This is a genomic window from Clostridium sp. FP2 (genome assembly GCF_011065955.2).
GTDB classification, from domain to species: Bacteria; Bacillota; Clostridia; order Clostridiales; family Clostridiaceae; genus Clostridium_AD; species Clostridium_AD tagluense.
Genome location: NZ_JAAMNI020000001.1, coordinates 1,379,664 through 1,405,475 on the forward strand (window position 1 = coordinate 1,379,664; position 25,812 = coordinate 1,405,475).

Consider the following 25,812-nt stretch of genomic DNA (forward strand, 5'->3'; position numbering starts at 1 on the left):
TCAAACTTGTAATAAAGTATGAAGCAAAGAAAGACTATAAATGATGAATTGAGGGAAAGTATGAAAAAGATTTTTATAAATGAAGACTTAAATGGGAAGGAACTCAATGAGTTATTATTATTTGTTGGTAGGAAATGCAATAAACTGTCTTTATCAAGGGACCATTTGGGTAAACTTACACAAGAAGAATTTAATCAAATGCAGTTAGAAGATAAATCATTAATTCTTGCAGAGCATAAACAAAGCCGGCTCGACTATAATGAAAACATTAATGGGTATAGAGACCTAATAGATGATTACTGTGACACAGAAATGGATGCGGAAGAATATTTAAATCATCATTTTGAAGAAGAACTAGCATATTTTACTTCATTAGGATATGAAGCGTTCCAATTAGAAGGTGAGGAGTTCCAAGATGAAAAATATGAGGATTTTAATGCAAAGACAGCGGATTTTTTATACACTAAGTTTACACGAGTGACGCCTGTATCTAGAGGACCCGCATTTTAAATGTGTTATTTTATAATAGGTGATACATTTAGAAAAATAATGTCAAATATGAGTAAGTTATTTGTATATCCTCATCAAATTGAAGGTACTGAATTTGAAGACTTAACCTTTTACAAGGAAGAAAGAATAATATTAGCAATTTGTGCTCACGAACATTTTGCATATATGAATTTAGAAGATGAGGAATACGAAGAATTAGCAAAATTAAACATTTTACATGAAGTGAAAGAATAACAAACTTCTACGATGTGTGAAAGAAAAATTGTATTCTTAGTTCGAAATCTTCTTATATTATGTTCTTATTAATATGAAGAAGGGGGTACAACCTTACCATTGGACAGGATACTATCCAAAGGAATATGGATATTCCTATGAGTGCCGCTCAAAAAGGGCAAATGAATTATGGCAAATTTTTAAATAAGAGTGTGACAAAGCAAATATACTATATAAGATGAAGGATATTATAGAGGGTTATAAAAGACCATATGAGGTAGAGCAATTAAGTTTGTTTTAATTGCGATACTTTAAAAGGGGACAGGCATATGAAAAATATGGTTTTGAATTTGCTTACGAACATAGTGAAGAATGCGATGGAACTGTATATGACTTTATAAGGATGAGCTATAAAAATCCAAAAGTAAATCTAGGAGGGGAACACAATGAGTTTTGATAATTACGCTAAAACTTGGGACACTGATGAAAGAATTGATAGAGCAAAGATAATTGCCAATGAAATAAGCAAAGCCATTGCTATTGATAAAAATTATTCTGCTATGGAGTTTGGGTGTGGAACTGGTCTTGTAAGCTTTAACCTTTATGATAAATTTAAAAACATTACGCTTGTTGATTCATCAAAAGGAATGATAGATATACTGGAATCCAAAATTGATGAATATAAAGTAAATAACATGCTACCTTATCATTTAGATATATTAAGCGAAAATTCAATAGATATGAAATTTGATGTTATCTATAATTCTATGGTATTGCACCATATTCAGGATACTGAGGCTATAATAAAGATTTTTTATGAATTACTCAATAAAGATGGTTATTTATGTATAGTAGATTTGGATAAAGAAGATGGTAGCTTTCATAAGAATTATCCGGATTATGATGGTCATAATGGTTTTAAGCAAGAGGATTTGAAAAACATTTTAATTAGTGCTGGTTTTAAAGATATACAAGCAAATACCTTTTTTTATGGTGAAAAGATTATAGAAGACCAAAAGGTTAATTATTCTTTATTTCTTATGAAAGCAAGAAAATATTAACTATAATAAATTTAAGGAGAAGTAAAATGAAAATTAATACTGTCTTAGCTAATAACGAAAATTCTAATATCATTAAAAATTTATACCCATTATATTTGCATGATTTGTCAGAACATTATGAAAATCTACCTAATGAATATGGGATATACGAAGAGGAGCCTATCAAAACATTAGCAGAACAATATGAAGTTCAAAATATTTGGTTTGAGAGGCCCAATGTACTGTTTCCCTATATTATTATGGTAGATGATAAACCAGCAGGATTTATTCTTATAGCTACAGCACCATATGTTTCTAAAACAACTGATTATTATGTTAATGAATTCTTTTTATTAAGACCATATAGAGGTAAAAACATAGGACAAATTGCTGCAAAACAAGTATTTGATAAATTTCAAGGGAGATGGGAACTATATACAAATCATTTACCAAAGAATTTAAAAGGTCAGAAATTCTGGAGAAAAACTGTAAGCAGTTATACAAATAATAATTATGATGAATCTACAGGACAAACTGTCCATGGGGAAAAATTAATATTTAGATTTAATAATAAGGAATTAAGATAGAGTAAAGGTATCTTAATAAAGCATTTATAGTTATTTATAGAAGTATCAGGGCGATGATTATAGCTTTAATGAAGAGTGGTATTCAGTATATAAAGCAAAAATAAAGCATAATACCATGATCATAAAAGTAAGAAATAAATTAAGAAAGGTAGAGGAGTTGGAATGATAAGAAATTTTAAAGTTGAAGATACAGAAAAACTTATCCAATTTATAAAAAAAGAAAATATCGTTGATGGAGACAATATACTTAGCGATATTGAAAGTGATGATAAAAAGCTAATAGTATATGATGAAGCTGGTATACGTGGTTTTGCATATATGAGCGTATGTAACAAAGAAACTAAAAGATACGACGTTAATTTATATGTAGAAGCTCCATCAAGAAGAAAAGGAATTGGTACAGCTTTATATAATGAAATGTCAAAGTATTTACAAGAAATAAAGCCAAATATTCTAGTGACAGAGTTTAGTGTGGACAAAGATAAGGAAGCTTCATTCTATAAAAGGCTAGGTTATAAAAAATGGTTTGGCTGCAATGAACTATATTATAGAGGAATAATTCAGCCTAATGTAGATATAGAGTTTGAACCTTATGAAGATAAGTACTATGATCAATATGTAAAGCTTGTGAAAGATTGCTTCTATGAGTTAAGAAAAGAAAATGATATACAACCATATTCAATTCCAGCTAGTAAGCAAGATAGAGAAAATAGATTAAAAAGCAAGGATTCTATATATGTTTTATTTGAGAATGAACAGCTAGTTGCATCTATCTTTGTAGAAGATGGAAACTTGGACTTCATAATGGTTACCCCATCTTATCAAGGAAAAGGATATGGAAAGAAAGCTACTCAGTTTGGTATAAATAAGGCTTTAAGCCAAGGTGCAAAGCTTATTCAGCTTGGTGCTTTAGAATGGAATACTAAAGCAATTGCCTTATATGAATCAATAGGTTTTGAAATAGTACAAACTGTTCATTTTTATAGACAGTTTGGTGAAAAATAATATTATTCAAAATTATAATGCCAGATACATCTCTAATATGGTGAATCTAAATATTAGAGGAAAGTTATATAAACAGATTTAAATGTCGTACCCGTAAAATATAGTGTCTCATTAGTAAAACCATTGCATTTAATATTTATGAGAAGGGGAATTATATATGGTAAAAGATTTGGTAAGTATCAAGAATTTAACGAAAAACCATTAAGCGGAAATTCAATAGATATGAAATTTGATGTTATCTATAATTCTATGGTATTGCACCTGAGGCTATAATAAAGACTTTTTATGAATTACTTAATAAAGATGGTTATTTATGTATAGTAGATTTGGATAAAGAAGATGGTAGCTTTCATAAGAATTATCCGGATTATGATGGTCATAATGGTTTTAATCAAGATGCTTTGAAAAATATTTTAATTAGTGCTGGTTTTAAAGATATACAAGCAAATACATTTTTTTATGGTGAAAAAATTATAGAAGGCCAAAAGATTAATTATTCTTTGTTCCTTATGAAAGCAAGAAAATATTAACTATAATAAAGTTAAGGAGGACTAAAATGAAAATTACTACTGTCTTAGCTAATAATGAAACTTCAAATATTATTAAAAATATATATCCATTATATTTGCACGATTTATCAGAACATTGCGGGGACCTGCCTAATGAATATGGAATATACGAAGAGGAGCCTATGAAAACATTAGCAGATCAATATGAAGTTCAAAAGATATGGTTTGAGAAGGCCAATGTACTGTTTCCATATATTATTAGGGTGGATGATAAACCAGCAGGATTTATTCTTATAGCTACCAAGCCATATGCACCGAAAACAAGTGATTATTATGTTAATGAATTCTTTTTATTAAGACCTTATAGAGGTAAAAATATAGGAGAAATTGCTGCAAAACAAGTATTTGATAAATTTCAAGGGAGATGGGAACTATATACAAACCATTTACCAAAGAATTTAAAAGGGCAGAAATTCTGGAGAAAAACTGTAAGCAGTTATACAAATAATAATTATGATGAATCTACAGGACAAACTGTCCATGAGGAAAAATTAATATTTAGATTTAATAATAAGGAATTAAGATAGAGTAAAGGTATCTTAATAAAGCATTTATAGTTATTTATAGAAGTATCAGGGTGATGATTATAGCTTTAATGAAGATGGTATACGCGGCTTTGCATATATTAGCGTATGTAACAAAGAAACTAAAAGATATGACGTTAATTTATATGTAGAAGCTCCATCAAGAAGAAAAGGAAATGGTACAGCTTTATATAATGAAATGTCAAAGTATTTACAAGAAATAAAGCCAAATCTTCTAGTGACAGAGTTTAGTGTGGACAAAGACAAGGAAACTTCATTCTACAAAAGGCTAGGTTATAAAAAATGGTTTGGCTACAATGAACTATATTATAGAGGAATAATTCAGCCTAATGTAGATATAGAGTTTGAACCTTATGAAGATAAATACTATGATCAATACGTAACGCTTGTGAAAGATTGCTTTTATGAGCTAAGAAAAGAAAATGATATACAACCATATGTTATTCCTGCTAGTAAGCAAGATAGAGAAAATAGATTAAAAAGCAAGGATTCTATATATGTTTTATTTGAGAATGAACAGCTAGTTGCATCTATCTTTGTAGAAGATGGAAACTTAGACTTCATAATGGTTACCCCATCTTATCAAGGAAAAGGATATGGAAAGAAAGCTACTCAGTTTGGTATCAATAAGGCATTAAGCTAAGGTGCAAAGCTTATTCAGCTTGGTGCTTTAGAATGGAATACTAAAGCACTTTCTTTATATGAATCACTAGGTTTTGAAATAGTACAAACTGTTCATTTTTATAGACAGTTTGGTGAAAAATAATATTATTCAAAATTATAATGCCAGATACATCTCTAATATGGTGAATCTAAATATTAGAGGAAAGTTATATCAACAGATTTAAATGTCGTACCCGTAAAATATAGTGTCTCATTAGTAAAACCATTGCATTTAATATTTGTGAGAAGGGGAATTATATATGGTAAAAGATTTGGTAAGTATCAAGAATTTAACGAAAAACCAGATAATAGCACTATTAGATTTTGCAGATGAAATAAAGGAGAAGCATAAAAGAGGGGAAGATTATAAGCTATTGCAAAATAAGACTGTAATAACATCATTTCCATCAACAAGTTTAAGAACAAGAATTTCATTTGAAACAGGGATATTTCAATTAGGAGCAAATTCAATAAATATGGAAATTGATTTTAATGGGAAGGAACTTTTACAAGACAAAGTTGGTTATTTAAATTGTTGGATAGACTATTTGGTTATTAGAAATCCAAATCAAAATGTTATAGAAGAAATTGCAAAGCAAGCAGATTTTTCAGTCATTAATGCTATGTCGAAACAAAGTCACCCTTGTGAGATTTTAAGTGATTTGCAGGGAATTAGAGAGCTAAGAAAAAATTTAAATAATTTAAAGTTTGTTTTTGTTGGAGAAGGAGCGAATATTTGCAATACTTGGTTTGAAGTTGCAGGTAAATTAGACTTAAATTTAACGCAGATATGTCCGAAAGGTTATGAAGTCAATCAGAAGTTATATCAATATGCTAAAACCAATTCTAAAGGGGAAATACTAGTAACAAATGATATTAGTGAAGGGTTGAACTCTGCTGATATTATATTGACGGATGGTTGGCCAATAAATAAGGAGAATGAGGTGGAATTTAAAAAATTTCTACCGTACCAGATTAATTTAGAGAAAATAAAAATCGCAAATAAAGATTGTATTGTAAGTCCATGTCCACCATTTACCAGGGGAAACGAGATACTCGAAGAGGTAATAAAATCTAATTACTTTATCGGTTATAAAGCAAAAGAAAATTTACTACATATGCAAAAATCAATACTTGTAAGCTTAAAAAGAAAAAAATAATTTTTGCATAATGTTATTAATATAATTAAATAAATATTTCATGTCGTATCCTTCATAAATTACGTACTAATTATAATCATAAAATAGTTTAAATATAGACTACATAGATTCTATGTAGTCTATATAGTCTATGTATAAAATAAGTAAAATCAATCGGTGTAGCACATGATACAGGAGATATTATAGGGAGCGAAGCTAAAATATGCATAATCTTATATCTGCTTTTCCGTTATATAACTTTTTAAAATACTGTAATACCAATTCATTGGAAAAAAATATTCTTGATTGTGGTGCTGGTGGTTCTAATCCACCGCTTTCTTTATTTTATGAGTTTGGATACAAAACTTATGGAATTGAAATATCTAAAGAACAATTAGAAAAAACAAATATATTCTGTGCTGAACATAATAAAGATTTAAATATTATACAGGGTGACATGAAAAAAATTCCTTTTAATAATGAGTCTTTTAGTTTTCTATTTTCATATAATACCTCTGTTCATATGAAAAAAGAGGACTTTTCACTTGCTTTATCAGAGTTTTACCGTGTATTAAAATATGGTGGGCTATGTTATGTGAATTTCTTAAGTGAAGAGTGTAATTCATATGGAGGCATACAAGTAGGTGAAGGTGAGTTCATACAAATTGAAGACAATGAAGAAGTGTTTTACTGCCATTACAAGGAAAATGAAATTGAGCAATGCTTTAAAAAATTTGAAGTTATCTATAAGGAAAATCGATTAATTAAAAGAAAAATAGATGATAAGGAATATACTTCTGCACATTTTGATTATATATTAATGAAAAAGTAATAAACAATCATAATGAATAATATTCGTATAAAGTGTTGGAGTAGTATTTTATAATGAAAAAAAATTTATATAAGGGTGGTAAAACATATTGTTGAACTTACGAAGTGCCAAAGTAGATGAATATGAAAATTTAACCAATATTGCTATAAGATCAGAATCATACTGGGATTATGACTCTGATTATATAGAAGAGTTTAAATCTGTGTATAAGGTAACTGAAGAGTTTATAAATAATAATTCAACTTTTGTTATAGAAAAGGATGAGAATATAATTGGATTTTATGGTGTTTTAGTTGAAAATAATGAAACCTCTTTAGAATATCTATTTATTGAACCTGAGTATATAAATAAAGGATATGGAAAATTATTATGGAATCATATGGTGGAAAACTGTGATAAAAAGGGCGTAAAATACCGCTATTTATTTATACACTGGAAAAATAATTTACATAGAAATTTTTTCTATTGAGGATTAAAAAAAATTAAAAAGTAGAGAGGGCAAAAAAATGCTTGAGATTAAACTAGCTGGAATAAACAATTTAGATACTATAGTGGAATTATTAAATAAAGTAACGTTACATCTACATGAAAATGGAATTAATCAGTGGACATATCCTTGTAATAGCAGTGAAATACAAATGGACATAGAAAAAGGGAACATATATGTACTATTAATTGATGATTTAATAGTTGGTACATTTTCGTTAAAAGATATAAAAGACTTTGACTTTTTCTCAATGGAGCCAAATAGCAAGTATCTTTATAGAATAGCAATATTGCCAGAATATCAAGGAAAAAAATTAGGAATGGAAATTGTAAATTATGCATGTGGTTATTCAAGAAATTTAAAGAGTGCACTATATTTAGATTGCTTTGCAGGAAATAAAAAATTACGTAACTTTTATTCAGATGCAGGTTTTGATTTTATGGGAGATTTCCCAGAAGAAGATTATATGGTTAGCGTGTTCAAATATAAAAATTAAGAAGCAGAAACTATTCTCTTTATTACCAATATATGAAAGGTACATTTAACCTTTCATATATTGGTAGTTGATTTTTCTTTTTCATAAGCTTTAAGATCTTGATTTAGTTTTTGCTTGGTACCGTATGATCCAGCAATATCACATCCTTTTATGTAAGCATGGTTTTCACCACCTGCTGAAATAACTTTTGTTAGATAGTTACATGATGCTTTTGATGTATTGGTATCTAATATTCTTCTTTTGCCAAAATGTTTCTTTAAATTCTACAAAATGTTCAGGAGATATACTAAAATCAGAAAATAAAATTTCTAATGCTTATTGACATTATGTGGAATAGTGTTATTATAATACATAGGAAGACGATGCATAGAAACAATAGGTATAAATCGTAGCAGCTAATAATATATAAGTGAGGCGAAAACATGTCAATAAATAATGAACTTTTAAAAGGAAGTACGGTAACTCTTATTTTGAAATTAATTAATAAAAAACCCATGTACGGCTATGAGATGATAAAAGAAATGGAAGAGAAATCAAATGGGGTATTTACATTAAAAGAAGGGACACTTTATCCAATTCTACATACTTTAGAGGCAAAAAGATTAGTAGAGGCATATTGGGAGGAAGGCTGCGGAAAGCGCAAAAGGAAATACTACAAGATAACTGAGGAAGGGAGATTATCTTTAAAGGAAAAAGAAGAAGAATGGGTAACTTTTAGTTCTGCCGTTGATAAAATGTTAGGGGAGGCTATATTATGGGGGTAGGAGATAATTCTAAAATCAATGAATATGTAGATTATGTTTGTTCTTATGTGAAATATAAAGAAGCTCATAAAGAAATAAAAGAGGAGTTATCATCGCACATTGAAGATATCGTAGATGAGTACACTGAAAGTGGAATGTCACAAGAAGAGGCAGGAAGTAAGGCTATTTCGCGAATGGGAGATAGCGATATCGTAGGTAAACAGCTAAACATAGCACACAAAGGAACACCAGATTGGATTACATTAATTTTAACTATAGTACTTGTAAATACAGGGGTTGTATTGATGTATCTTATGCAATACAAAAGTGCATATAGAAGTAGTGATTATTTATTTAAGCACAGCGTGCTATATGCTGCTATTGGTACTATAGGTATAGTATTATTATATTTCTTTGATTACAGAAAACTTCAAAAGTATTCTAATTATATTTTTATAGGAATGTGTTTATTATTTATCTTATCATTTTTTATAGGTCAAACTATAAATGGAGCCATTTTTATTAGTGTAGGAAGCTTTACATTTAATATTAAAGCAATTAGTTTATATGTATTTGTAATTGCACTAGCAGGTATATTTAATAACTATGACTGGAACAAAAAAATAAATTTAATTAAAGCTACAGGGTATTTGGGTATTCCAATGTTTTTTATGTTATCTGCCAGTGGATTAAGTTACTGTGGAATTTATTTTATTGCATTTATAGTTTTAGCGCTTAAATCTAATATGAAAAAAAGATATGCAATATATATTGTTGCATTAAATACTATTTATTTTCTATATTTTGCTTTATCATCACGATATAGATGGGAAAGAATTTTTGCTTTTTTAAACCCATTCTTTGATCCAAAAGGAATGGGATACTTAGGTGTACAGATGTACAATATAACTCATACCTCTGGAATTTTTGGACATGGGTTTTCTGCAAATGAAAACCTATTACAAGTACCTGGGCTGCAATCAGACTTTGTATTTAATTATATAGTACACACTTTTGGGTGGTTTGGAGCTGCGGTTATTATTACTATTATTATTTCTTTCATATATAGAATGCTACATATTTCAAAATTTGTTAGAGATAATTATGGTAGATTACTTATAAGTGGACTAATTAGTATATTCATAGTTCAATTTGCAACAAATATATTAATGAATTTAAATCTATTTCCTATTATTGGAATTGCACTTCCGTTTATAAGCTATGGAGGTTCTTTATGCCTTATCAATATGCTATCTGTAGGTATTATTATGAGTGTGTATAGGCGGAGAAGTTTATCTAATTAATGAAGGTGAATTATTAGCAATAGAGTTAAAACTAACATAGTTTTAACTCTATTTTTTTATGGCGATTTTACCCACAAAAAAATAATTTCCAGTTAAGGTTGTCAAATTCAAATTTCAAACGCTTTTATATAGTGTAGATCAAATAAGCCGGCAAGTTTACTACAAAGATTCAGAGTGGTTTATAAAAGAATAAAAGGAGGATATTTTTATGATGAATTTATTAATAGTAGCATCAATGTTAATTATGGTTACAGGAATTAAGAAAGAGGAGGCTCACGCATTTCAACCGGTGAGCCACTATATACTAATGAAAAAAACAACAGAGAGACTGAAAAAGGACAGTATTATAAGAAAGGCTCTAGAAACATATCCTAAGATAGCAGCATGGGGTGCAAATGGACCAGATCTAGGATTAATGCAACCAGGAGAAATCTTTGGTTATTCTCCATGGTCATCTGCATATCATTATTTTAAAGTAGGATCTTTAACAGCAAGGCAGCTTCAGAATGCATTAAAAAGTGGAGATTTAAAAAAGATTGCTTTTGCAGCAGGTTGGGCAACACATGTTGGTGGTGATTTAGGCTGTCATGGAATTTTTGTCAATCCTGAATGTGGCGTTTATCTTGATAAGCCTGAAGGAAGACCTTTGCATATAGCATTAGAAAGAGCAGCAGAACCTTATCTTTGGGTTAATATGGGAGAATATTTGGCAGAGGATTATAAAAATGGAGTAGCAGATCTTTTTGCAGATGCAAGTGAAATTCCTTTTGATGTGATGATTCAATCATCTAGAGAAATTCATGGCGATGCACCAAGTGAAACAGAAGCCAGAAACTGGGCAACAGTGTTAAACTTAGGATTAAAAACAGGGGTAGGCTATAAATATTCAGAGTATGACGAAGCTGTAAAATTCTTATCAAGTAATAATAGAATATCAAGATTAGAAAATGCATTTTATTCTGCCCTCGAACGTTGTATAGAAATGCTTACATCTGCTGAAGAAGGAATATTTGATGTATTTAAGGATAGATGGAATTTAGATGTTGGAAGAAGTGATTCTCCAATAAGTAATCTAACTGTTAATATTACAACAGGCAAGAACCGTTTAACTGATTTTGGTACGGGAACTGATGATTATGTATACTTTGGCATGGAACTTAAAGATGGTACAAAAAAAGAATGGAGTTTAGATAACGGAAAGAATTACGGAATAACAGTAAATGACTTTGAATCAGGTAATACAGATAAATTCTATTTATATATGGATAAATTGAGAAAGGATGTAGCACCTAATTCAATTAAAAAGATCTATCTTAGAAAAGAGAAATTTGAACCTAGCTTAGGACATGACTGGTACCCAGAACACATGATAGTGTTTGTAAATGGACAAACAGCCTTTGACATGGACATTAAAGAATGGATTAATGATGAACACACTACTTACGAGAGAGAAGTTGATTTTAGTAGTATTGTGGGAATTCCAGATGATGAAAACCCAGCGCCAGTTATTAATGTACTAAAGGCAGTTTAACGAAATTGTTTCTCTATATAAAAAGGACATGCATAATACAAGGGTGCATGTCCCTTGTATATATAATTACAGTCTAACAAGGGGGCTAGAAAATGAACCTATGCATAAGTATATTTGTTTTATTCTTAAGTTATTTACTACGCAGGTATTTTGAAAATGTTTTTCATGTTATTAAAATTGAGGGGAGTTCTATGTTTCCTACCTTCAACCATGGAAACTTAGTAATAGTAAAAAAGCGCAGTAACTACACGGATGGAGATATAATAGTTTTTAAAATGAAGAACTTATTTTTAATCAAACGAATTATTATTACTGAAGGAGAAATAATTGAACTGAAAAAAGGTTTCGTATATAGAAATCATAATATTATATTTGAGCCCTACGCTTATAATCAGAAAACATATGGAGATAAAGGCATTCAAATAGTTAAAAAAAATCATGTGTTTGTTATGGGTGATAATAGAAATAATAGTTTAGACAGTCGTAGTAATAAAGTAGGACAAGTTAAGGTAGAGCAAATTATTGGTAGGGTTTGTTTTGTTAGGTCACATTATTTTAGAAAAAAATTTATGTAAATGAAAATGACAAAAAGTTTTTTGAAAAATAAGAGGCATAAAAAGAGTAAGTGAAAAGAGATATAAATATCTTTTTTATAAATACTCGCTTTTTTTTACCTATAACACGAACATAAGTTCGCACATGTGTTATAATTAGTAAGGGGGATAAAATGAATTTTATAATAGAAAATTTTATAAATAAAGATAAGGAAAATGAAGCTCTTTTTATTAAATTTAAATTATATAATGATGAAAAAGCTTTAGAGGAACTAGATATGAAATTTAAGGTGTATATGTTTCAATTAAGATTTCTTAGTTATGTAAATAAAAGCATGATTTTTTATTCAATAAAATATAAAGAAAAGAAAGTCAAGAATGATAACCGAGAAATATTAAATTTAAATGTTAAAAGTGAGGGGTTTGAAGAGGAGAGAATAAGTAGGATTTCAGCTGAGGAATTAGACCTTACAGAGGAAATTTCAAGACCTGGTGAAGAAGTAGATTTCAAAAAAACAATAGAGAGTCCAAGTCTTTTAAATGCACTTGAGAAACTTCCAGATAGGCAGAAAGAAATAATATATAAGTTGATGGTGCTTAATAAATCACAAAATGAGCTTATAAATGAGCTTGGAATAAGCCGCCAGTCAATAAATAAAAGTAAGAATTTAGCTTTAAATAAGCTTAAAAATGAACTTATGGAGGTGCGTTAATGGGTGATTTTTACACTATGGTTACCAATATAGGATTTCCAATTGCAGTTACAGGATTTTTGCTTATTAGAGTAGAAAAAAAACTTGATGAATTAAACAATACTCTTATAAAAATGATGGAGCTGATCGCTAAAAATGATTAGGAGGAATATAGATGAGTGATAGAGAATTTCAGGAATTATTTATTTTGGCACATAATGGAGACGCTTGTGCAGTGGATAAAATATTAAATAAATTCAAACCCTGTATTATAAAAAATAGTATTATAAACGGTAAATTTGATGAGGATTGTTTTCAGGAGTTAAATTTGAATTTAATAAAATGTATTTATAAATTCACATCTAACTCCATTGATGTAAATTTGAAAAGTTATTTGATTTCTTAAGCCTCAAATATTTGGCGCTGCCCATGAAGTGATTATTTTTGAAGTTTTCATTGAAGGAATATAGAGTTGGAAAAACAGATGTTTTTTTGTGAATATAGAAAATATAAAGTCTTACAATATTATAATTTTGAGAAACTAAGAATTCCCCAACCGTTTAAAAACAAATGCTAACCTTAAATCCAATAGGAACAATACTTTAAGTTAGTAATTATATAGAATTTCTGATTTTTTTAAACGGCTGGTAAAATCTCCTTGAAATATTGAAATTTTTTTAGGATATAAGATAAGACAGAATAATAAAGCATGTTATTAATAAATATATTTATAATGAGAATAAAGAATTGAAGATTTTAAAATTTGATAATATTATAGATAACTATAATTCTAGTGCTTATTACGAACCAACGCCTAAAATTGTTAGAAGTTATTACAATTCATCTTTTAATTAATAGAGTAGCATTTGTTGGAAATCGAATTATCTCTCTCATCATAATTTTTTGATATATTTTTTAAAAATTGTTTGTAATTCTTATTATATTTAAACTAAGAAGGTATAGTGAAAATCAAAAATACTATTCCTAAAAATAACTTGACTTACAAATCTATATGATTTAAAATCTAATTACCGGTGGTAACTACCACTGGTAATTAGATTTTTTTGGAGGTCTTATTCATGAAAAAGGGAATTACAAAGGAGCAAGCAATTGATGCTGCGCTTGAGTTAATGAGAAATAGAGATGATATCAGAAGTGTTAATTTACGGGAAATAGCTCGTAACCTAGGATGTGCCCATACAAATCTTTATAACTATTTCGGCTCTTTTGATGATTTGCTATGGGAAGCACATATAGAAGTTTTAAAAAAATTTTCCGAGAACCTTGAGAAGCATATCTCAGTAGTAGATAATTATGATCAAAAATTGCTATGTTTTTTCAATGAATTTGTAGATTTCTATATTAATAATAAAGGTTGGTTTCGTCTTGCATGGGTAGAAATTATTGGTGGAGAAAGACCTAAGGTTGATGAAATAGCAACAGTAAAAGTTGTAGATGGTCTTGTAGAGAATATTGAAACTATATGGAAAAATTTATATAATTATACTCCTAAAAGGGATAAGATTAGAAATGTACTGCATATTGTACACGCCTATATGCAGGGAGAAGTTTCTATTTATATTGCAAGGCGTTCTCTCATATCTGATGAGAGTGAATTTAAAATCTATGTTGCGAATACAGCAAAATCTATGTTTGAACTATTATTGTCAAAGGAGGAGTAATTTTCTATGGATAATTACGAGGAAAATCTAAAACAAGAGAATATTTATTTGAATGAAACATTGTCTGTCATTGCACAACAGTTAGAATATGAAGAAAATAAAATTTTAAGCAACAAGCAAAAGCTTATTGCAGCAAGACGTGATATGTATGAAAATACCTGTCATTCAGCAGATGATTTTGATAAGAATTCCGAAACTGTTCAATATCTTAATCCATTGGCTATTCAGACTTTTGATTATCAGGCAAGGGAAGAACGGATAGAAAAGTTTAAAAAACTATTAATATCACCTTATTTTGCTAGAATAGATTTTTATGAGAAGCGATATGGAAAGGAAAGTATATATATTGGTATTGCAAGCCTGACAAATGATGAAACCTATGAAACATATATTTATGATTGGAGAGCACCAATATCAAGTATCTTTTATCAATATGAAATTGGTGAGGTGAGTTATCAAGCACCTTGTGGGAAAGTAACTGGAGAAGTTAGCTTGAAAAGGCAATATGAAATTAAAAATAGAAAACTAGAATATTTTTTTGACTCCAGTGTAAATATAATGGATGATATTTTAAAAAAAGTCTTATCTTGCAATACTTCTCCTAAAATGAAATCCATAGTAGAAACAATTCAAAGGGAACAAGATATGATTATCCGAGATATTGAAAATGACCTTGTCATAGTGCAAGGAGTTGCAGGAAGTGGAAAAACATCGGTTGCTTTGCATAGAGTAGCTTTTTTGATGTATCAAGGGCTTACCTCGAAACTTAGCATGAATAATATTGTGATTATATCACCTAATAGTCTGTTTGATAAGTATATATCTAATGTGCTCCCAGAGCTTGGGGAAAAAAATGTCTCAACCCTTACATTTGAGAATATTTTTGCAGATGTTTTTGAAGGTAGAATAGAAATAAAAAGTAGAAATTCACTGTTAGAAAAAATTATAACTGCGGGTAGCATGGCAGAAAAGAAACTACTTAAATCTGGTATGGAATTTAAACTCTCCAAGAATTTTATTTTGATATTGGATGCTTATTTAAACTACTTTGAGCATAGGATGATTGAAATTACTGATGTTTATTATAATGGTGAATATATTGCTGATAGGCATTTGTTAAAAGCAGAGTTAATCCATTACAATAAGGTGAATATGCCACTAGAAAAAAGGTTATCAATTATAGAAACTCGTATTATGAAAAAATTGCAAGAATTAAGAAAAACTCGTCTACCTAAACTTGAAAAGTTTGCAAGTAATTATCAGGAGCATAGATTTGAAATTAGGCCATTTGCACGATTATTATCTGTAAAACAAAGTGCAACGCTTCAAAGAATAATCTATAAATTTACTCGATTAGATGTAGTAGAGTTATATAAGAAACTTTTTAAAAATAAGGAACTGTTTTATCGTATATCAAAAGGAATAGAACTGCCCTCTAACATTGAGCAAATTTTGGACTATACAAATTGCAATTTGCAAGATAGAAGTTTATGCTATGAAGACGGGATTGCTTTATTGTATTTAAAACTCAAAATGTCTGGAAGAAGCAGTTATAAAGATATAAAACAAGTAGTAGTGGATGAAACACAAGATTACTACCCCTTGCATTTTGAAGTATTAAAACATTTATATGTTAATGCTAAATACACCATAATGGGTGATATTAATCAAACCATGGAAAAAAATGCTGACTTAACAATATATGATGACATAAAAACTATTCTCAGTAAGAAAAAGACTACAACAGTTTTTATGACTAAGAGCTTCAGATGTTCCTATGAAATTAATACATTTAGTTCCCAATTTATTGATTCCAATGTAGAAATTGAAAGCTTTGATAGGCACGAGGATGTTCCTGAAATTCATAAGAACTCCTGTAATAGTGAAATGGAATTTGAAATCATTAAGGGAGTCGCACGATATCAAAAGGAGGGATATGAATCCATAGCTATTATATGTAAAAGCATGTGTGAAGCTAAATGTATTTTTGAAAGTATAGGAAAAAGCATTGGGGCTACATTGTTAAATGAGGGCGCAGATGATACCAGCATAGGGGTGGTTATAGTTCCTATTTATATGGCAAAAGGTCTCGAATTTGATGGAGTTATAATCTACCAGACAAATAATGAAAACTATAAAACCGAGGATGATAAAAAGCTATTGTATATCGCAAGCACAAGAGCTTTACACAAATTATCCCTTTATTATACAGGGCATATAAGCAAATTGATAAAATCTTCAAAGCTTTAGTCTAGGAGTTGTGTTTAGTACACAACTCTTTTTTTAATGTGAAAGCAAGCTATTGTGGTTTAAGAACGAGCATATATGGTATATAATAAGTATATAGATGAAAAAATAACTGTAAACTGAAAAAGAGGTGTAAGAATGAAAAGAATACCCTATGGCATAAGTGACTATAAAACTTTAATAGAAAAAAATTATGTTTTCGTAGATAAAACTAAATATATAGAAAAGCTTGAAAATTATCCTGCTCCTTATATATTTTTCCTAAGACCTAGGAGATTTGGGAAAAGTCTTTTTACTTCAATGCTATCCGCTTATTTTGATATAAGTCAGAGAGACAACTTTGAAAGACTATTCCGTGATACGTATATAGCTCAAAATCCTACTAAGGAGAGAAATGGATATTACATATTAAATTTTAATTTCTCCAGCCTAAACACTGATACTAAAGAATCTCTAAAGGAATCTTTTTTAAAAAATATTAGAGAATCTTTTGATCGGTTCATTAAAAACTATAATTTAAATGTTGAGTATAGAAAAGATTATGATGATGCAGCCAGTATGCTAAATAATTTTTTTACTACAGTAAAATATGGAATAGATAAACCTATTTATGTAATAATAGATGAATATGATCATTTTGCAAATGAACTTTTGAGTTTTCAACCTGAATTGTTTAAAGATAGCATAAGTAAAACAGGATTTGTGAGGAAATTTTATGAAGCATTAAAGATAGGTACAGAAAAAGTAGTTGGAAGAATATTTGCAACAGGAGTATCTCCTATTACTTTAGATAGTATGACTAGTGGGTTTAATATAGCGGATGATTTAACAAGACATGTGAATTTCAATGAAATGATGGGTTTTACAGAGCAGGAGGTAAGAGGTTTAATTAAAACAACTTTTAATGAAGCAATGTCTTTTGAAGAAACGGGAGAATTAATGGAAATTTTAAAAAAGAATTATAATGGTTACCTGTTTTCAGAGGATGCAACAACTAGACTTTTTAATAGTGATATGATTCTCTACTATCTTAAAGCCTTTATTGAAACCGGGAAAGGTCCAACTAATTTAATAGATAAAAATATAGCTAGTGATTATAGCAAAGTTGGCAATTTATTCAAGTTGCAAAATCAATCAAATAATATGGAGGTATTAAAAGATATAGTCAGTGGCAAGGAAGTATTTTCAAGAATAACTGAAGAGTTTAGTCTGGAAAAGAGATATAATAAAGATGATTTTAGGTCACTCTTATTTTATTTGGGAATGCTTACTATAAAAAAGCAAGTCATGGGTAGGGTAATACTTAAGGTACCTAATGAAGCTATAAAGGGATTATATTATGATTTTTTTGTTAGTAGCTTAAATGAGTTAACTGAATATAGTCTAGATACTGCTGATATAGAGAATTCTATATTCGACATTGCATTAAATGGAGATAATTCTTCATTTGTAAGTACAATTGAAAGAACCTTAAATAAATTATCAAACAGAGATTTCATTGCCTTCGATGAAAAATACATCAAAATAATAATGATAGCTTATTTAAATCTAGCTAAAGCGTATCTTATAAAATCAGAATATGAGGTAGAGGATGGTTATATAGATATAGCACTTTTGAATAATCATATAATAAAGCCAAAATATTATGGAATAATTGAACTTAAATATATAGCAAAAAAAGAATACGATAAACATGGTGAAGCTTTAGTAAATCGAAGAAAAGAAGAGGCAATAGTACAAATCAATAAATATAAAAATTCTGAGGAACTTTTAAATTATAAAAATCTTAAAAAGTGGGTTTTAGTATTTGTTTGTGATAAGTGTGTGGTTAATTTAGAAATGGAATAGTGTTGTTTGCTATTTTTTATAATATGGAAAAGTGAAATTTATTTTATAGGAATATAAGAGGAGCGTTAAATGAAAAATTCAGAAGCATTAAAAAAAGATTTAGACAGAATTGATGGAAAAAGCTATAGGCTTTATAAGGATTTAGAGGGCGAATACGATTTCGAAAATTATACACTTAGCATAGATCATGTTCAAGGTGACCCTTTTGCATCACCATCAAGAATTAGAGTAATAGTAAATCAGAATATTGCTAAATTTCCAAAGGAACTTTTTGATAATAAAAATAAAAATATTGCAGTAGCAGACTATTTAACAAGAGAATTTTATTCAAGTATAAATAAATGCTGCGTAAAAGTTTTTGGGTCCGGAAAGAGTGGACTAGTAGCTATAAGCAGATGTCCACAGGAGATATTAAATAGAACTTCAATAATTATAGATGAGGATAAAATAGAAGCAAGATTTTATGTTGGGTTTCCGGCAAGAGGGAGAAGTGTTTTATCAAGAGAGCTTGAGAAGATTTTGTATAATGTTATACCAAGCATTGTAGAAAAAACCTTAATATATAAAAATATTAATAGCGAAAAATTAGTAAATAGAGTAAAGCTAGTAGAAGATCAAGAATATATAAGAATGGAACTCCAAAATAGAGGACTAGTAGCATTTGTAGCTAATGGATCAATGCTTCCTAGAGAAAGTGGCATATCTACAAAAGCATTAAGAGGAGGCATTGTATTTGTTTCACCAAAGGAATTAGAAGTAGAATTTAATACAGAGAGCCAGGGCATAATTTGCGGAATGGGTATTAAAAAAGGTATAACGCTTATAGTAGGTGGAGGATATCACGGTAAATCCACATTATTAAAAGCATTGGAACTTGGAGTTTATAATCATATTGAAGGTGATGGTAGAGAGTTTGTTATAACAGATGGATCAGCTTTAAAAGTAAGGGCTGAAGATAGCAGGTGTGTAACTAAAACGGATATATCACTATTTATAAGTAACTTGCCTAATGGGAAAGATACAGTAGAATTCTGCACAGAAAACGCAAGTGGAAGTACATCACAAGCGGCGAGTATTATAGAGGGCATAGAAAGTAGCGCTAAGGTACTTTTAATAGATGAGGATACTTCAGCTACTAATTTTATGATGAGAGATGAATTAATGCAAAAATTAGTTTGCAAGGAAAAGGAACCAATTACACCATTTATTGAAATAGTAAGGCCTTTATATAAGCAAAAAGGTATTTCAACAATAATAGTAGTAGGGAGCTCGGGAGATTTCTTTGATGTAGCAGATTCTGTTGTGCAATTGGATAATTATGAGGCTGTAGATGTAACAGAAAAGGCTAAAAAGCTAAGTAAAGGTCATATTATAAAAAGAATTAATGATAGAAATTTAAAAATAGATATTGAATTTAATAGACAAGTTAAAGCTGGAACTATTAGGTCAGGAGAAAAGGGCATTAAAATCAAAACAATAGGACTAGATACATTAAGTATAAATAGAGAAGACATAGATTTAAGGGCCGTGGAACAAATAGTTGATACTGAGCAAATAAATGCTATAGGGTCAATTATGAAATGGGCAGAGGCAAGTATTATGAATAAGAACTTAAACTTTGAAAATATGGTGGACAATATAATTTGTGAAATAGAGAAAAATGGGTTAATATCCATAGAGCGGATAAAAGGTGGAAGTGGAAGTTTAGCTATGCCAAGAAAGCAAGAAATAATGGCTGCATACAATAGATACAGAAACTTAAAAGTATAAAATAGGTATAAAGTAATGAGGGTTAATAATGATTAACCCTCACTGTTAATTTCAGGCATTGTTTTAATCTTTCGTATACGTTACATAAAACATTTTAGACATGCATCTTTTTTATCTCCTAAAGTGGTTAAGAATCCTTCTGTGCTTATATATCCCAAGCTATCTACACAAACAAAGTCACGTATTGACTCTAAGGTCATATTAGAACCTATAAGTTCTTTTTTACTGGAAGTATCAATTCCTAAGTGACAGGGATATTTTATTATAGGTGAAGCTAGTCTATAATGAATTTCTTTTGCACCTGCTTCCTTAAGCAGGGAGACAATTTTTTTACAGGTTGTGCCCCTTACCATGGAATCATCTATAACTACCACTTTTTTACCTCTAATATTTTCTTTGATAATATTTAACTTCAAAGATACTGCTTCTTCTCTTTTAGCTTGAGAGGGTTTTATAAAGCTTCGTCCTATAAAATTATTTTTTGCAAAGCCTAGAGTATAAGGTATTGAGGAAGCTTTAGAATATCCTAAAGCAGCAGAGGTGCCAGAGTCAGGTACTCCTATTACAATATCAGCATCAGCGGGACATTCTTTAAATAAAAGCTCACCAGCTTTGAATCTAGAGTTATAAACACTAACTCCATCAATTTTACTATCTATTCTGGCAAAGTATATATATTCAAAAGCGCAGGTGCTACATATAGCATTTTTTATAAAACTTATTGTTTCTATTCCGCTATTATCAATCCTAATTATCTCTCCAGGAGCAACATCTCTTAAAAATTCGTAACCAAGAATATCTAAAACACAACTTTCAGAGGATACTATATAACTATCCCTAAGCTTTCCTATGCATAAAGGTCTTATGCCATGGCAGTCTCGCATAGCAAATAACTTGTCCTTTGTAAGCAGAACAATAGCATATCCACCTTCAATATTTTTTGATATAGTTTCTAAGGTGTTTTCTATAGAAGAATTATAATGCTTTTCAATAAGTTTTAAAATAACCTCAGAATCCGTAGAAGTATTAAATTTCAATCCATAGTCTTCAAGATGCTTTTTTAGGTTAACTGCATTTGTAAGATTACCATTATGTGCTAGCGCTATTTGACCAAAGGAAGATTCATCTAAAATAGGCTGAGCATTCACAGCAGTACTCTCACCAAAGGTAGAATATCGTACATGACCAATGGCTGAAAATCCATTTATATTATTGAGGTTATTCTTGGAAAATACTTCATTTACAAGCCCCATGTCCTTATGACAAATGAGGGTACGACTATCTGAATATGTTAAGCCACAGCTTTCCTGCCCACGATGTTGAAGTGAATTAAGTGCAGAATAAAGTATAGAAGACAAATTGATTTCTTCATTAGAAAATACACCTACTATTCCACATTCCTCTTTATATTTATCAGCATCATTAATTTGCATTTTATCACTTCCTTTTAATACCTAACTTGCATTTGTTGCATCTATACAAATTCCATTATCTTATCAGCATATTGTTTTGTTACAGTATAAGGGTCCTCAGCTTGCATTATGGTAGACATAATTGCGGCGCCACCTGCACCTGATTGCATAACCTTAAGAATATTTTCGGGTTTTATTCCACCTAAGGCAATTACAGGAATAGTGACATTCTGCTTAATAGTTTTAATAAGATCTATGCCTTTAGGCGGAAGACCTTTTTTACAATCTGTTTGGAATATATGACCTAATAATAAATAATCAGCACCGTGTTTTTTGGCTTCCACTGCTTCGTATAGGCTGTGAACGGAAACTCCAATAATACCCTTAAAGGATAACTTTGTTTCAATAAATTTTTCAAAGCTTAAGTGGAAGCCATAAGCTTCCACTTCTTTTGCTACTTTTAAATTACTATTTATTATTAGCTTTACATCTCTGCTACCTATAACTTTCTTGACTTTTTTAGCCATGGTTAAAAGCTCAGCAGAAGATAAATCTTTTTCACGAAGAATAATAGCAGATATACCACCATTTATAGCTTCATCAATAATATTATAAAAATCCTTATTATTAGCTAGATTTCTATTGGTTATTAGGTATAGCATATTAGTTGTCTTCTCTTAAAATGTTGATATCTTTTCCTTGCATTATTTTATTCATATTTCTCACAGCACACATTTTCCCACACATAGTACAGCTATTCTCATGTTCAGGAGTAGATTCTTTTCTATATCTTCTAGCTTTTTCTGGGTCAATTGAAAGCTGGAAGGTTTTTTCCCAATCAAGTTCTTGTCTTGCTTTAGCCATTTCATTATCCCAGTCGCGAGCACCTGGAATATTTTTAGCTATGTCACCAGCGTGAGCAGCTATTTTTGCAGCAATGATACCTTCTTTAACATCTTCAAGCATTGGTAATCTTAGATGCTCAGCTGGAGTTACGTAACATAAGAAATCAGCTCCACAACTTGCAGCTAATGCTCCGCCGATGGCACTTGTTATGTGGTCGTAGCCTGGTGCTATATCTGTAACTATAGGTCCGAGCACATAAAAGGGAGCACCGTGACAAAGTTTCTTTTCAAGGAGCATATTTGCTTTAATTTCATTTAATGCCATATGACCTGGTCCTTCTATAATAACTTGTACATTTCTAGCCCAAGCTCTTAGGGCAAGTTCTCCCAGTGTCATTAATTCTTTGATTTGACAAGCATCAGTAGAATCATTTAGACAGCCTGGTCTGCATGCATCTCCTAGACTTAAGGTTAAATCATATTTTTCACATATATCTAATAACTCATCGAAATATTCGTAAAAAGGATTTTCCTTATTGTTAAGTTCCATCCATGCATAAAGAAGGGAACCACCTCTTGAAACAATGTTCATAAGGCGTTTATTTCTTTTAAATACATTAGCAGTTTCACGGTTTATACCTGCGTGAATAGTTACAAAATCAACACCATCCTTTGCATGCTTTTCTACAACATCTAAAAATTCCTTTGCAGTAATGTCCTTTAATTCTTTATCATAAAAACCTACAGCATCATATATTGGAACAGTACCAATCATAGCAGAGGAGCATGTAACAAGTCTTTGTCTAAATTCTTTGGTTTTTCCAAAGGAGCTTAAGTCCATTATAGCCTCAGCTTTCATGTCTAAAGCTAGTTGTACTTTTTTCATTTCTTCATCAATATCATAGCAATCCTTTGATATACCTAAATTTACATTTATTTTTGTTTTTAAGCCTTCTCCAACGCCTTCTGGGTCTAGGGATTTGTGATTCTTATTGGCAGGTATAACAATTTTACCTTGTGACATAAGCTTTTTTAAAAGTTCTAAATCCATATTTTCCTTTTTAGCCACTATTTCCATTTCCTTTGTAGTAAAGCCTTTTTTTGCAGCATCCATTTGAGTTGTATATATCATTTTAAAATCTCCTTTATTATTTAGTTTTTTTTAATACTCAGTATATTTTATGCACCTTTTAATGATGAATTTAAAGTGCCATCCAATCCTTAAAAATAGGTTGATAGGTTTTAGCAAGTATAGCCTTCTTAACTTCGTCTACAGTTCGATCATCACTTATTTCAAATTGACTCTCACCAGAGGAGGATGATGATGTATGGCCTCCAACTTCTGTAGATACACCAGCAGACATTTTAGTTATTCCCAGGGGAATTAAATTATCTCTAAAGCTCTGGGTTTCTCTTGTAGAAAGTGTTATACCTACACGAGGAAGAAAGATTCTAAAAGCAAGAATTATTTGAAGTAAATTTTTATCTTCTACAAAACATAGATCATTAAAACTTCCTACATGAGGTCTTATTCTAGGGGTGGAAATACTAACTTCCATCTCCGCATATTTATTTTGAAGATATTCTGCATGTAGTGCTGCAAAAAAAGATTCTTTTCTCCAATCAGCAAGACCTAGCAGTGCGCCAATATTAATGCTTCTAATTTTGGCTTTGCAGCCTCTTTCAGGTGCATCTAATCTAAACTTGTAATCTTTCTTTGGGCCTTTGATATGGACTTTGTCATAAATACACTCATCATAAGTTTCTTGAAATAGGGTTAGACCATCCACACCAGCCTCAACGACTTTTACATATTCATCTGTAGTTAAGGGATATATTTCTATTGAAATTGAATCAAAGTATTTCTTTAAAATTTTCACGGCATCAACTATATAAGATACAGGAGCTTCAGTGCTACTTTCACCGGTTAGTACAAGAATGTGTTTAAGCCCCGAAGACGCAATAGCCTTTGCTTCTTGTTCAATTTCTTTCATAGTTAAGGTTTTTCTTTTTATTTTATTTTCCACATTATAGCTACAGTAGGCACATTTATTAACACAATAATTTGATATATATAAGGGGGTAAATAGCAAAATTGTTTTTCCAAAATGCTGCAGTGATAATTGATGAGCCTTTTGTGCTATCTTTTCCATATGTTTTTCGGCAGTTGGCGAAAGTAGTGCTAAAAAGTCCTGTTTTGAAATCTTATCTTTGTTAAGAATATTTAAAATATCTTCATCTTTTATTTGTTTAAAAAAATCCTCAAAGTCAATATTCTTATGCTCAGTATAACAATCATAAAAACTCATTATTTATCACCTTCATGTAAGAAGCCAGTTAGAGGAGAAGATGCTACAGCTAAACTATTTTTGGAGCCAAGCTTTGCAATATACGCAAGTCTTCCAGCTTTTACTGCAAGTGAAAAGGCTTCAGCCATTTGCACTGGATTATTTGAGGTTGCTATAGCAGTATTAACAAGTACTGCAGCAGCTCCCATTTCCATTGCTTCAGCTGCCTGTGAGGGTCTTCCTATACCGGCATCAACGATTATCGGAAGAGATATTTCGTCTATTAGTATTTGTATTAATTCCTTAGTTCTTATTCCACGGTTAGTTCCTATTGGAGAACCAAGAGGCATCACCGCAGCGGCGCCGGCTTCAACTAATCTTTTTGCACTCATTAAATCAGGACTCATATAGGGAAGTACTACAAAGCCTTCTCTTGAAAGAATTTCAGTTGCGTTTATGGTTTCATAGTTATCAGGTAATAGATATCTGTTATCTGATATAACTTCAATTTTAATCCAGTTACCACAGCCCATGGCTTTTGCAAGGTGAGCTATTCTAACTGCTTCTTCTGCATTTCTAGCGCCAGAAGTATTAGGTAACAATATACAATTTTTAGGTATGTACTCTAAAATATTTTCTTCTTTCGATGATAAGTTAACTCTTCTAATTGCCATAGTAACTATTTCAGTACCACAAATTTCAATAACTTTGGGTACCATAGCATTATTACTGAACTTACCTGTACCTATTAATAGTCTGCTTTTAAGCTCTACACCAGCGATTATTAGATTGTCCATAATATACACTCCC

General features: G+C 30.2%; 30 protein-coding genes. 25 read left to right on the forward strand and 5 right to left on the reverse strand.

Going from position 1 to position 25,812, the window contains the following annotated elements; all coding sequences use genetic code 11:
- The first annotated feature begins 18 nt into the window (after window positions 1-18).
- The 25 genes from G9F71_RS06410 to G9F71_RS06530 all read left to right on the forward strand — a co-directional run bounded on the left by G9F71_RS06410 (window position 19) and on the right by G9F71_RS06530 (window position 20,457).
- Entirely contained in the window at window positions 19-510 is a 492-nt protein-coding gene (locus tag G9F71_RS06410; RefSeq protein ID WP_207712069.1) for a hypothetical protein, read from the forward strand.
- Window positions 511-558: 48 nt separating this feature from the next.
- Window positions 559-744, forward strand: coding sequence for a hypothetical protein (locus tag G9F71_RS06415; protein ID WP_164951204.1), 186 nt, complete (start codon window positions 559-561; stop codon window positions 742-744).
- Window positions 745-1,024: 280 nt separating this feature from the next.
- Window positions 1,025-1,180 carry a hypothetical protein gene (locus G9F71_RS06425; protein ID WP_164951205.1) on the forward strand — a complete coding sequence of 52 codons (156 nt, stop codon included), beginning with the start codon at window positions 1,025-1,027 and terminating at the stop codon, window positions 1,178-1,180.
- Window positions 1,170-1,784 carry a class I SAM-dependent DNA methyltransferase gene (locus G9F71_RS06430; protein ID WP_164951206.1) on the forward strand — a complete coding sequence of 205 codons (615 nt, stop codon included), beginning with the start codon at window positions 1,170-1,172 and terminating at the stop codon, window positions 1,782-1,784. Before G9F71_RS06425 ends, G9F71_RS06430 begins: the two co-directional genes overlap by 11 nt.
- Window positions 1,785-1,810: 26 nt before the next feature.
- Window positions 1,811-2,350 (forward strand): GNAT family N-acetyltransferase, encoded by a 540-nt coding sequence (locus G9F71_RS06435; protein WP_164951207.1) that lies wholly within the window; start codon window positions 1,811-1,813, stop codon window positions 2,348-2,350.
- A gap of 162 nt (window positions 2,351-2,512) precedes the next feature.
- Window positions 2,513-3,355, forward strand: a complete 843-nt coding sequence (locus tag G9F71_RS06440) for a GNAT family N-acetyltransferase (protein WP_164951208.1) — start codon at window positions 2,513-2,515, stop codon at window positions 3,353-3,355.
- A 138-nt stretch (window positions 3,356-3,493) separates the two neighbouring features.
- Window positions 3,494-3,628, forward strand: coding sequence for a hypothetical protein (locus tag G9F71_RS27215; RefSeq protein WP_263488170.1), 135 nt, complete (start codon window positions 3,494-3,496; stop codon window positions 3,626-3,628).
- A gap of 53 nt (window positions 3,629-3,681) precedes the next feature.
- The gene (locus tag G9F71_RS06445) at window positions 3,682-3,885 is read left to right on the forward strand and encodes a hypothetical protein (protein ID WP_187353496.1); all 204 of its coding nucleotides are present in this window, start codon (window positions 3,682-3,684) and stop codon (window positions 3,883-3,885) included.
- A 26-nt stretch (window positions 3,886-3,911) separates the two neighbouring features.
- Window positions 3,912-4,451, forward strand: a complete 540-nt coding sequence (locus G9F71_RS06450) for a GNAT family N-acetyltransferase (RefSeq protein WP_164951209.1) — start codon at window positions 3,912-3,914, stop codon at window positions 4,449-4,451.
- A 79-nt stretch (window positions 4,452-4,530) separates the two neighbouring features.
- Window positions 4,531-5,112: a GNAT family N-acetyltransferase gene (locus tag G9F71_RS06455; protein ID WP_164951410.1), complete on the forward strand. Its 582-nt coding sequence runs from the start codon at window positions 4,531-4,533 to the stop codon at window positions 5,110-5,112.
- A gap of 280 nt (window positions 5,113-5,392) precedes the next feature.
- Window positions 5,393-6,292, forward strand: a complete 900-nt coding sequence (locus tag G9F71_RS06460; RefSeq protein WP_164951210.1) for an ornithine carbamoyltransferase — start codon at window positions 5,393-5,395, stop codon at window positions 6,290-6,292.
- Window positions 6,293-6,494: 202 nt separating this feature from the next.
- A complete protein-coding gene (locus G9F71_RS06465; RefSeq protein ID WP_164951211.1) occupies window positions 6,495-7,103 on the forward strand; it encodes a class I SAM-dependent methyltransferase in 609 nt (202 codons plus the stop codon).
- Between the two features lie 88 nt (window positions 7,104-7,191).
- A complete protein-coding gene (locus tag G9F71_RS06470; protein WP_164951212.1) occupies window positions 7,192-7,572 on the forward strand; it encodes a GNAT family N-acetyltransferase in 381 nt (126 codons plus the stop codon).
- A 37-nt stretch (window positions 7,573-7,609) separates the two neighbouring features.
- A complete protein-coding gene (locus G9F71_RS06475) occupies window positions 7,610-8,086 on the forward strand; it encodes a GNAT family N-acetyltransferase (protein WP_164951213.1) in 477 nt (158 codons plus the stop codon).
- Between the two features lie 422 nt (window positions 8,087-8,508).
- Complete coding sequence (locus G9F71_RS06480) at window positions 8,509-8,850, forward strand: PadR family transcriptional regulator (protein WP_164951214.1); 342 nt, start codon at window positions 8,509-8,511, stop codon at window positions 8,848-8,850.
- A complete protein-coding gene (locus G9F71_RS06485; RefSeq protein WP_164951215.1) occupies window positions 8,841-10,133 on the forward strand; it encodes an FtsW/RodA/SpoVE family cell cycle protein in 1,293 nt (430 codons plus the stop codon). Before G9F71_RS06480 ends, G9F71_RS06485 begins: the two co-directional genes overlap by 10 nt.
- A gap of 208 nt (window positions 10,134-10,341) precedes the next feature.
- On the forward strand, window positions 10,342-11,664 hold the full coding sequence (locus G9F71_RS06490; protein ID WP_164951216.1) for a PLAT/LH2 domain-containing protein: 1,323 nt from the start codon (window positions 10,342-10,344) through the stop codon (window positions 11,662-11,664).
- Window positions 11,665-11,756: 92 nt separating this feature from the next.
- Window positions 11,757-12,239: a signal peptidase I gene (gene lepB / locus G9F71_RS06495; protein ID WP_164951217.1), complete on the forward strand. Its 483-nt coding sequence runs from the start codon at window positions 11,757-11,759 to the stop codon at window positions 12,237-12,239.
- 152 nt (window positions 12,240-12,391) lie between these two features.
- Entirely contained in the window at window positions 12,392-12,931 is a 540-nt protein-coding gene (locus tag G9F71_RS06500; protein WP_164951218.1) for a sigma-70 family RNA polymerase sigma factor, read from the forward strand.
- Window positions 12,931-13,074: a YvrJ family protein gene (locus G9F71_RS06505; protein WP_164947518.1), complete on the forward strand. Its 144-nt coding sequence runs from the start codon at window positions 12,931-12,933 to the stop codon at window positions 13,072-13,074. The genes G9F71_RS06500 and G9F71_RS06505 overlap by 1 nt, the downstream gene beginning before the upstream one ends.
- Before the next feature lie 11 nt (window positions 13,075-13,085).
- Complete coding sequence (locus G9F71_RS06510) at window positions 13,086-13,316, forward strand: helix-turn-helix domain-containing protein (protein ID WP_164947519.1); 231 nt, start codon at window positions 13,086-13,088, stop codon at window positions 13,314-13,316.
- A 673-nt stretch (window positions 13,317-13,989) separates the two neighbouring features.
- Entirely contained in the window at window positions 13,990-14,592 is a 603-nt protein-coding gene (locus G9F71_RS06515; protein ID WP_164951219.1) for a TetR/AcrR family transcriptional regulator, read from the forward strand.
- A 6-nt stretch (window positions 14,593-14,598) separates the two neighbouring features.
- Window positions 14,599-16,842: a HelD family protein gene (locus tag G9F71_RS06520; RefSeq protein ID WP_164951220.1), complete on the forward strand. Its 2,244-nt coding sequence runs from the start codon at window positions 14,599-14,601 to the stop codon at window positions 16,840-16,842.
- 135 nt (window positions 16,843-16,977) lie between these two features.
- Complete coding sequence (locus tag G9F71_RS06525) at window positions 16,978-18,687, forward strand: ATP-binding protein (protein WP_164945401.1); 1,710 nt, start codon at window positions 16,978-16,980, stop codon at window positions 18,685-18,687.
- Window positions 18,688-18,756: 69 nt separating this feature from the next.
- A complete protein-coding gene (locus G9F71_RS06530) occupies window positions 18,757-20,457 on the forward strand; it encodes an ABC-ATPase domain-containing protein (RefSeq protein ID WP_164945402.1) in 1,701 nt (566 codons plus the stop codon).
- An 80-nt stretch (window positions 20,458-20,537) separates the two neighbouring features.
- On the opposite strand, the gene purF is transcribed toward G9F71_RS06530, so the two are convergent.
- The 5 genes from purF to G9F71_RS06555 all read right to left on the reverse strand — a co-directional run bounded on the left by purF (window position 20,538) and on the right by G9F71_RS06555 (window position 25,799).
- The gene (gene purF, locus G9F71_RS06535; RefSeq protein ID WP_164951221.1) at window positions 20,538-21,890 is read right to left on the reverse strand and encodes an amidophosphoribosyltransferase; all 1,353 of its coding nucleotides are present in this window, start codon (window positions 21,888-21,890) and stop codon (window positions 20,538-20,540) included.
- Between the two features lie 41 nt (window positions 21,891-21,931).
- Window positions 21,932-22,531 carry a thiamine phosphate synthase gene (thiE, locus tag G9F71_RS06540; protein WP_164951222.1) on the reverse strand — a complete coding sequence of 200 codons (600 nt, stop codon included), beginning with the start codon at window positions 22,529-22,531 and terminating at the stop codon, window positions 21,932-21,934.
- Between the two features lies 1 nt (window position 22,532).
- Window positions 22,533-23,846, reverse strand: a complete 1,314-nt coding sequence (gene thiC / locus G9F71_RS06545) for a phosphomethylpyrimidine synthase ThiC (RefSeq protein WP_164951223.1) — start codon at window positions 23,844-23,846, stop codon at window positions 22,533-22,535.
- Between the two features lie 70 nt (window positions 23,847-23,916).
- Window positions 23,917-25,023, reverse strand: coding sequence for a 2-iminoacetate synthase ThiH (gene thiH, locus G9F71_RS06550; protein ID WP_164951224.1), 1,107 nt, complete (start codon window positions 25,021-25,023; stop codon window positions 23,917-23,919).
- Window positions 25,023-25,799, reverse strand: coding sequence for a thiazole synthase (locus tag G9F71_RS06555; protein WP_164951225.1), 777 nt, complete (start codon window positions 25,797-25,799; stop codon window positions 25,023-25,025). Before G9F71_RS06555 ends, thiH begins: the two co-directional genes overlap by 1 nt.
- Window positions 25,800-25,812: the final 13 nt, after the last annotated feature.